This is a genomic window from Gordonia sp. (in: high G+C Gram-positive bacteria), assembly GCF_049647785.1.
Taxonomy (GTDB): domain Bacteria; phylum Actinomycetota; class Actinomycetes; order Mycobacteriales; family Mycobacteriaceae; genus Gordonia.
The window spans coordinates 62,962-71,286 of record NZ_JBARYI010000039.1 but is presented as its reverse complement, the minus strand read 5'-3'; the positions used below and the strand labels follow the sequence as shown (position 1 = coordinate 71,286).

Below are 8,325 nucleotides of genomic sequence, written 5' to 3'. Positions count from 1 at the left end.
CGAAGCTCGGTGCTGTTACGCGAGGACCGAGCGGGCGGCGGTGACGCCGGTGGCGTTGAGGTCGCCGATCAGCTTGGTCTGCGCGGCGACGAAATCGTCGATGGCGGCGAAGCCGGTGCTGCCCACGAACTTGTTCTGGAACTCGAGAACGGTGCCGACCGACTTCTCGTAGATGTCAATCGACGCGAGTGCGCTCTGCTTGGCAGTGGTCAGAAGTGCGGCCTGAACTTCTTCGACCTGCTTGGTGGAGGTGTCGATGGCGTCGGTGACCTTGTTTGCGGCGCTCTGTGCGGCCATGGTGTTCTCCTTGGTTGGAAGGTGCGGTTCGGGTGATCCGCGCTTACGTTAACAAGTTAGCACGACGAGTGCTAACTGTCTGGGTGGCGTCGATCACCCGGGCCGACTTCTGCCGCGGATCTCATAGTTGGAGTTGGTCCTGCCGCCCTGGAGGGGGTGTGCCATGTCAGCTTCCGAGATAATCAGCTCGCCGTCGAAACAGCGAGACAGGATGAAGCGTGCGCAAGGCGGCGAGGTCGCACCCTTCAAACGATTCAGCGCCCCACCGCGATGCGGTGGGGCGCTGAATCACTTCGATCAGAATGCGGCGACGTCGAGTTCCATGATGTCGTTGTCGACGTTGTGGTCGATGACCTGGCGAACCGAGGTCAGCAGCGGGAGCATGTTCTTCGCGAAGAAGACGCCCGAGGCAACCTTGCCCTCGTAGAAGGCCTTGTCATCACCGGAAGCGCCAGCGTTCAGCGCAGCCTGGGCGACGGAAGCCTGGCGAAGCAGCAGCCAGCCGATCAGGAGGTCGCCGACGGCCATCAGGAAGCGCACCGAGGCGGTTCCGATGAGGTAGAGCTTCTTCGGGTCTTCCTGCGCGGACATTAGCCAGCCGGTCAGCTTGGCGGCCATTGCCTGAACATCCTCGTTGGCGGTCTTCAGCAGCGCGCGCTCAGCGTCAAAGCCCTGGCCGTTGTCGATGAAGTCCTGGATCTGGCCGGCGATGTGACCCAGCGCAGCACCCTTGTCGCGAATGATCTTGCGGAAGAAGAAGTCCTGCGCCTGGATGGCAGTGGTGCCCTCGTACAGCGAGTCGATCTTCGAGTCGCGGATGTACTGCTCGATCGGGTAATCCTGCAGGAATCCCGACCCACCGAAGGTCTGGAGCGACTCGGTCAGCTTCTCGTAGGCGCGCTCGGAACCAACACCCTTGACGATCGGGAGCAACAGGTCGTTGACCTTGTGTGCCATCTCGGCGTCGGCGCCCGAAACGATGTTCGCGGACACCGGGTCCTGGTGCGACGCGGTGTACAGGTACACCGCACGCAGACCTTCTGCATACACCTTCTGGGTCATCAGTGCGCGACGGACGTCCGGGTGGTGCGTGATGGTGACGCGCGGGGCGGCCTTGTCCGTCATCTGGGTCATATCAGCACCCTGGACACGCTCCTTGGCGTACTCCAGGGCGTTCAGGTAGCCGGTCGACAGCGTCGAGATGGCTTTAGTGCCAACCATCATGCGAGCGTGCTCGATGACGTCAAACATCTGGCCGATGCCCGAGTGGACCTCGCCGACGAGCCAGCCGACGGCCGGGGTGCCGTGGATGCCGAAGCTGACTTCGCAGGTCGACGACGCCTTGATGCCCATCTTGTGCTCGACGTTGGTGACGAATGCGCCGTTGCGGTCGCCGAGTTCGCCGGTCTCGTGATCGAAGTGGAACTTCGGGACGAAGAACAACGACAGTCCCTTGGTGCCGGGGCCGGCACCTTCGGGGCGAGCGAGAACGAGGTGGAAGATGTTCTCGGTCATGTCCTGGTCGGCCGAGGTGATGAAGCGCTTCACACCCTCGATGTGCCAGGTGCCGTCTTCCTGCTTGACGGCCTTGGTGGTGCCTGCGCCAACGTCCGAACCGGCGTCGGGTTCGGTCAGCACCATGGTGGCGCCCCAGCCGCGCTCGGCGCAGATGGCAGCCCACTTCTTCTGCTCGTCGGTGCCGTTGTCGTAGAAGATGTTCGCGAAGCCGGAGCCCGCGGCGTACATGAAGACGGGCGGGTTGGCGCCGAGGACCATTTCGCCCATCGCCCAGTACAGCGAGCGCGGTGCGGGGAGGCCACCGAGTTCTTCGTCGATGCCAACCTTGTCCCAGCCGCCGTCGATGAAGGCGTGGTAGCTCTTGGCGAACGACTCGGGGATGGTGACGGTGTGAGCGTCGGCGTCGAAGACCGGCGGATTACGGTCGGCGTCCGCGAACGAATCCGCGATCACGCCTTCGGAGAGGTTCTTCACTTCGCGCAGCATGTCGACGGCGGTGTCGTGATCGAGGTCGCCGAACTCACCGGACGCGAGCACCTTGTCGAGCTCGTACATCTCGAAGAGGTTGAAGTGCAGGTCGCGCAGGTTGGACTTGTAATGGCCCATGATTTTCCTAACTCGCAGTTCTAAGTGGTCGTCCGGCTAAGTTACTTGCCGGTAACCCTTGACACGATACCGTCGTCAACTCGTGGGTACAACATCGGAGAATGTGGTTCCGCTAACAACTGCAAGCGCAATGTCAGTGTGACCGCAGGTACTCCAGGTCGGCGGCGATCCCCTCGGCTGGTGTCTCCAACACCCCCGGTGCTCCAGCCGTCTTCATTAGTTCGGCGAGTACCTCCGTGTCGATCTGGCCGGACTCCAGGTTGGCGTGACGATCCCGTCCGGAATCGAATTCGTCGCGCGAATTATTCAGGTGAATGAGGTCAATGCGGCCGGTAATGGCCTTGATCCGCTCGGTGAGTCCGACGAGGTCTTCGCCGCCGGCCCAGGCGTGGCAGGTGTCGAGGCAGAATCCGGCCTCGGCAAAATCGCCCACCGCATCCCACAGCCGCTCAATCGACTCGAGTGTTCGCGCCATGGCGTGATCGCCGCCAGCAGTGTTCTCGATGAGGATCGGAAGACCGAAACCGCCCTTGTCTGCTTGACGCTCAAAGAGCTTGCGCCAGTTCGCAAATCCCTCAGCCGCATCTTCGCCGTCTTTGAGGTGTCCGCCGTGCACCACGAGTCCAATCGCACCGAGTTCCACCGCCGCCGCTGCCTGCTGCTCAACGGCCTTCCGGGAAGGCATGCGCAACCGGTTATTGAGGCTCGCGACGTTAATCATGTAGCTGGAATGCACGACCACGTCGATCGGTGAGGCTTTGATCTCTTCCGCATGTGGATGGGGGACGGGCTTCTTCCACCCCTGCGGATCGGTGACGAACATCTGAAAGATGTCGATACCGAGGGCCTCGGCGGTGGCGACGGGATTCTCGTCCTGGCGAAGATGGGCTCCGACACGCATGGATCCAGCCTACTTGTGTCAGGTTGATGAAGGCGGATGTCAGGTGGATGAATGTCTGACAAACGTTCTATAGAGTGCGGCATTGTGGAGCAGCAGCCGATTCCGGTCATCGAGGAGCGTGTCCGGAACTACGCACTGATCCGCCGAGTTTTGCTGACCCTGTGGGCAACGGCCCTGGTCATTTACTTTTGGGTGGCGGGAATTGCCGCTGACCGCACCAGCCTGATCTTCTTCCTCGCCTTCGGTATGGCCGCAGCCACGGTGGGGCGACGCCGCGTCAGCACCATTCTGATCGACTGGTTGCCGTTTGTGCTGATCCTGATGCTGTACGACTGGACTCGCAATGTGGCGGTTTGGTTGGGAATGCGGACCCACTGGCTGTTGGCCCCCGACGTCGATAAATGGATGTTCGGCGTCAATCCGACAGTCTGGCTGCAGTCGCACCTGAAGGAAGCGTCCCCGCCGTGGTGGGAAGTGATCGTCAGCGTCGTCTACATGTCGTATTTCATCGTCCCGTACGCCACCGCGGCCGTCCTTTGGGTCCGCGACCGAGCGGTGTGGCGACGCTTCGCCGTCTGCTTTATCGCGGTGTCGTTTTTGGGGTTGATCGGGTACACGCTGGTGCCCGCTGCGCCGCCGTGGGCTGCCGCAAAATGCACGGTGGCCCAGGTGGCCGACGGTCCGCACGACCCGCCGTGCATGTACCAGCCAGCCGGCCCCGTCGAGGGGAACCTGCTCGGGGAAGTGGAACCGCACCACCCGGGTGCCGCGCCGTATGTGGAACGAATCTCCGACCGCGGTTGGCGGGTGATCGGTCTCGACCTGGTGCTGCGGGCCGTGACCTTGGGGCAGTCAAAATCGAATCTCGTCGCCGCCATCCCCTCGTTGCATGCCGGTTTGACGATGCTGTTGGCCCTGTTCATGTGGCCGCGCAGCAGATGGCTGGGCAAGACCATCTTCACCGGCTACGCGTTCGCGATGGCGTTCGCTCTCGTCTACACCGCCGAGCACTACGTTTTCGACATCATTTTGGGTTGGGCGTTGGCTGGCGCGGTGTACACCGCATACCGGCTGATCGACGCCCGCATCGTATTGCCGCGGAACGCGCGGAAGGCCGCCGAGCGCGAACTGGCCGCTAACCCAACCGGTCGAACTGAGGCTCAGTCTCAATCGTGATCGGCACGCCCGCGGCGATCAGCAGGCGAGTTTCCGCCTCGCTGCCCGGGTACAGGCTTAACCATTCATGGCCGCTGCTACCACTGGCGTAAACATTCGTCAGGGCGCGATCTAAGCGCGCCTGTGTTTCTCGGGTGATGATGAAACGTCGGTCCCCGTACCTGAGATATCTGTTCGTCACGGCTGCCTCCGGAAAGTAACCCCCATCAGCCCGAACACTACTGTGCGACGGCCCGCCGCACCGCTAATTCGGGGCCTCCGCCCGTCCCGCATTTCTGTCACGAAACGACCAAACTGACACCAATCGTCCCTTTTGGTGACGGTTGTGCAGATTCGATCCCCGGTTCTGTGACAGAAAAGGGGGAAATTCTCCGGCTCTTAGCTCATCTCTGTGGTCCGCAGCGAGTGCGGGTTCACCTTCGTGAAGTCGATCATCGCGGCCGTGTTGTCGATAGCGGTCACGAGGCCGATGCCAAACTTGCCGTGCTCGTCGTACAGGTTCGCGGTCCCGACCGACAGGCCCGAATCTTCGATGTGCGAATCGGCTTCGAGACCGAGGCGAAGACCTTCCGGGAGACGGGCGATGGCGACCGTCAGATCGCAGTTGATGAAGCCGATCCCGCCGTCGCCGCTGTTGGTGACGAGGCTGGTCGATTCGGCAAGTATGACTGCCCGCTGGAACGGGGTGGGGGCGACGTCCTCGACCGGATTGAACGGGCGATTGAAGATCCGCAGCCGATCGGTGTTCTGCGAGTCGGACATCGAGCGCGACCACTCGCGATCGCCCGACTGGAACCACGCGCGGTAGCTTTCCCTGTCGTCCTCATCCTCATCCGGGGGAGTGAACACATCGGTTCCCTCGGGTCGAACCCATCGGCCGCCGGGCGGATTGGTCCCTTGCTTCAGGAAAACGACATTGCCTTGCGCGACCAGAATCTCGTTGTCGTCGACGTCGTATTGCAGCACCGAAACTTGGACCACGCGGATGCGATTACCGTCGCGCAGCATCGTGGTGGTGGTTGCCGTGGGGAGACGATGTGCGCTCTTGAACAATTCGATGGTGAATCGAGCCGGGGCGAATCCCTCACGGCTGCCAAAGTTCTCGGCCGCATAGGCGGCGATGGCGCAAATAGCGGGGCCGTTCAGGGTGTCGGGGCCCCACAGGCCGAGAGCGTAGGGCGTTGGGTCATATCGACCGTCGTCACCTACCGTGAAGAAGCTCTTATCTGACATACCGGCTCACGCTACGCTGCGAGCATGACCTCAGACGCCACGACATCACCCGCATCGCCGTCTCGATTGCCGAATGACGCGGTCGACGCGGTTCGCACGTTCATTATCTTCAGTGCTCTCGTCGGCATCGCCCTGGGAATCGCGGCCCTGGTGTGGCCGAAGGCGTCGCTGATGGTGGTGGGCGTGCTGTTCGGAATCGCGCTGATTGTGGCCGGGGTGATGCGCTTGTTTGCCGCGTTCGCGTTGACGCGGGCACCGTCGTCGCTGCGGCTCCTGCTGGGTGTCTTCGGTGCCGTCATCTTGGCGGCCGGTGTCCTCGCCACCATCAATCCGTCGGGGTCGCTGGTTCTGCTCGGTGTGTTTATCGGCATCGGCTGGATCGTCACTGGTTTTCAGGATCTGTTCGGGGCCCCGTTGACGGTGACCGTGACCCCACGCTGGATGGTGATTGCGGCTGGCGTGCTGTGGATTCTCGCCGGTATCGCGATGATCGTTCTACCCGCGGTGGCAACTCTGGGAACCATCCTGTGGATCCTGGCGGTTCTACTGATCGTCGTCAGCGTCATTACCCTCGTCACCGTCCCGAAGAAAGTGACGAAGTTGGCCGAGGGCCGATAGCTCGCCCGGTGCGACCTAGGCGGTCATCGCCAAGCCGTCGAGGGTGATGGTCGGTTCGGAATTCTGCTTGTCCGACAGTCGGTCCGTCCACGACCCGAGAACGTTCAACAGTTCATCGGTGTGGCGGAGGGTGACGCCGTCGACGATGCCCTTCCACACGAGGGCGGCGGGCCGGACGGCGGGAACGGCAGCGGCCGCACCAATCAGTCGACGTGCACCGGCAGCATCGGAGTCCCACATGGCGTCGGCGGTGGTGAGATACAGGTTGATAGCCGAACTCAGGTCGCGCAGGTGCATCATTGCCCACGCCCAATGCTTGGCGACATCGACGGTGGTGGCCTGACCGCGACCCAGGGTGCGGACGTACTTGCTGTGGAGTTCACTGCACAGCAGGGTGGAGTCGCTCCACAGTTCCAACTTCGACATGCATCGGACGCTGTTGTGAACGGCGTCGAGGTATTTCACCGAGTAGGGACCTTCGCGGCGCGACCGGATTTCGCGCAAGACCGAGAAGCTGGCGAGTGCGCTCGTGAAATCGCCGGCGTCGTAGTCGGCGTGGGCTTGGTCGTTCAACTCGTCGAGCATGCCCCAATGGTCCCCGGATTAGTCGATTTCCGCAGCGTAATGGGGCTTTCGTTATGATTGCTGTTGTGGCACAACAGACTCGGGACCTAAGCAAGTGGGCGCTGCTGAGTATTGTCGCGTCGATCGTGGTGATCGCGCTCAAGGTGGCGGCCTGGCAGTTGACCGGTTCGGTGGGTTTGCTCTCCGACGCCGCCGAGTCAGTCGTGAACCTGGTGGCTGCCGTGGTGGCCTTCTTTGCTTTGCGAATTGCGGCGAAACCGGCCGACGACGATCACAACTTCGGGCACGTCAAGAGCGAGTACTTCTCGGCGGTCATTGAGGGCGTCATGATTGTGGTCGCTGCCATCGTCATCATTGCCGTTGCGGTGGAACGACTCATCAACCCGCGGGAGCTGGAATCGGTGGGGATCGGTTTGGCCGTCTCGGTTGTTGCCTCCATCGTCAACGCGGCGGTTGCCTGGCAGTTGATTCGGGTTGGTCGCCGTTTCCGTTCCCTCACGTTGGAAGCTGACGGCAAGCACCTGATGACCGATGTGTGGACCACGGCGGGGGTCATCGCCGGGGTGGCACTGGTGGCGTTGACCGGATGGATCGTCCTCGACCCGGTGATTGCCATCGTCGTTGCCATCAACATCGTGTTTGTCGGCTACCGGCTGATTAAACGGTCGACGATGGGCTTGATGGATGCGGCCATCCCCGAGGAAGAGCGTGCCAAGGTCGACGCTGTCCTCGATAGCTTCCGGACCGATGGCGTCGACTTCCACGATGTTCGGACCCGCGAGGCTGGCCACATCCGATTCGTCCAACTTCACATGCTGGTTCCGGGCGCGTGGAGTGTGCAGGAAGGCCACGACCTCCTCGAGAAGGTCGAGGGCCAATTGCACGCGCAGATCGAAGATGTGGTTCCCACCATTCATCTGGAACCGATTGAGGATCCGCGGAGTTACGAATCGTGGCGACGCTAGCGGGACCCGTCGCCTTTGCGACATCCTGACGCTCGCACGTATTAGCCTTGAAGTCATGAGCGAGTACGAGCAGGACGACTCCGACCAACTGCAGCCGGAAGACACCCTGGACGACACAGAACTGGGCGACGTGCTCGACCGCGGCTTCTCGCCGCCCGATTACGAGCCCGCAGCGCATCCCGAGCACGAGGACCTCGATCAGCGACTTGCGGGTGAGATTCCCGACGTGGCGGTCGACGACGACGAAGACCCCGACTTTCCCGAGAGTGACGAGGTCGGTCGCGTTCGCGCGGGGCGCCTGGTTGCGCCGGATGAAGGATTTGGTCCCGACGTCGACAATCAACTGTTGGCGACGGACGCGGGAATCGACGGTGCGGGCGCGTCTGCCGAAGAAGCGGCCATGCACGTCATCGGAGATGAGTAACT

General features: G+C 62.1%; 10 protein-coding genes. 4 read left to right on the top strand and 6 right to left on the bottom strand.

The annotated features are described in order from the left end of the window. Window positions 1-15 precede the first annotated feature (15 nt). From WBA38_RS06075 to WBA38_RS06065, 3 genes are all read right to left on the bottom strand, one after another. Entirely contained in the window at window positions 16-297 is a 282-nt protein-coding gene (locus WBA38_RS06075) for a hypothetical protein (RefSeq protein WP_424322306.1), read from the bottom strand. A gap of 297 nt (window positions 298-594) precedes the next feature. After that, entirely contained in the window at window positions 595-2,421 is a 1,827-nt protein-coding gene (locus WBA38_RS06070; protein ID WP_424293361.1) for an acyl-CoA dehydrogenase, read from the bottom strand. 133 nt (window positions 2,422-2,554) lie between these two features. Then, window positions 2,555-3,322, bottom strand: coding sequence for a deoxyribonuclease IV (locus WBA38_RS06065; protein WP_424293362.1), 768 nt, complete (start codon window positions 3,320-3,322; stop codon window positions 2,555-2,557). 51 nt (window positions 3,323-3,373) lie between these two features. Here WBA38_RS06065 and WBA38_RS06060 point away from each other — a divergent pair, with 51 nt between their 5' ends. After that, window positions 3,374-4,498, top strand: coding sequence for a phosphatase PAP2 family protein (locus tag WBA38_RS06060; RefSeq protein ID WP_424293363.1), 1,125 nt, complete (start codon window positions 3,374-3,376; stop codon window positions 4,496-4,498). Here WBA38_RS06060 and WBA38_RS06055 read toward each other — a convergent pair. After that, window positions 4,458-4,679 carry a hypothetical protein gene (locus WBA38_RS06055; protein WP_424293364.1) on the bottom strand — a complete coding sequence of 74 codons (222 nt, stop codon included), beginning with the start codon at window positions 4,677-4,679 and terminating at the stop codon, window positions 4,458-4,460. The two genes, WBA38_RS06060 and WBA38_RS06055, sit on opposite strands and share 41 nt — an antisense overlap. Before the next feature lie 197 nt (window positions 4,680-4,876). After that, the gene (locus WBA38_RS06050; protein WP_424293365.1) at window positions 4,877-5,731 is read right to left on the bottom strand and encodes an acyl-CoA thioesterase domain-containing protein; all 855 of its coding nucleotides are present in this window, start codon (window positions 5,729-5,731) and stop codon (window positions 4,877-4,879) included. A 24-nt stretch (window positions 5,732-5,755) separates the two neighbouring features. On the opposite strand from WBA38_RS06050, the gene WBA38_RS06045 reads away from it, so the two are divergent. Further along, on the top strand, window positions 5,756-6,349 hold the full coding sequence (locus WBA38_RS06045) for an HdeD family acid-resistance protein (RefSeq protein ID WP_424322305.1): 594 nt from the start codon (window positions 5,756-5,758) through the stop codon (window positions 6,347-6,349). A gap of 15 nt (window positions 6,350-6,364) precedes the next feature. Here the strand turns inward: WBA38_RS06045 and WBA38_RS06040 are convergent, their stop codons facing one another. Continuing rightward, window positions 6,365-6,934 carry a hypothetical protein gene (locus WBA38_RS06040; protein ID WP_424293367.1) on the bottom strand — a complete coding sequence of 190 codons (570 nt, stop codon included), beginning with the start codon at window positions 6,932-6,934 and terminating at the stop codon, window positions 6,365-6,367. Between the two features lie 65 nt (window positions 6,935-6,999). Between WBA38_RS06040 and WBA38_RS06035 the strand changes: the two genes are divergently transcribed. Together WBA38_RS06035 and WBA38_RS06030 are read left to right on the top strand one after the other, a co-directional pair. After that, the gene (locus WBA38_RS06035; protein ID WP_424293368.1) at window positions 7,000-7,899 is read left to right on the top strand and encodes a cation diffusion facilitator family transporter; all 900 of its coding nucleotides are present in this window, start codon (window positions 7,000-7,002) and stop codon (window positions 7,897-7,899) included. 55 nt (window positions 7,900-7,954) lie between these two features. After that, complete coding sequence (locus tag WBA38_RS06030; protein WP_424293369.1) at window positions 7,955-8,323, top strand: DUF5709 domain-containing protein; 369 nt, start codon at window positions 7,955-7,957, stop codon at window positions 8,321-8,323. The last annotated feature ends 2 nt before the right edge of the window (window positions 8,324-8,325 follow it).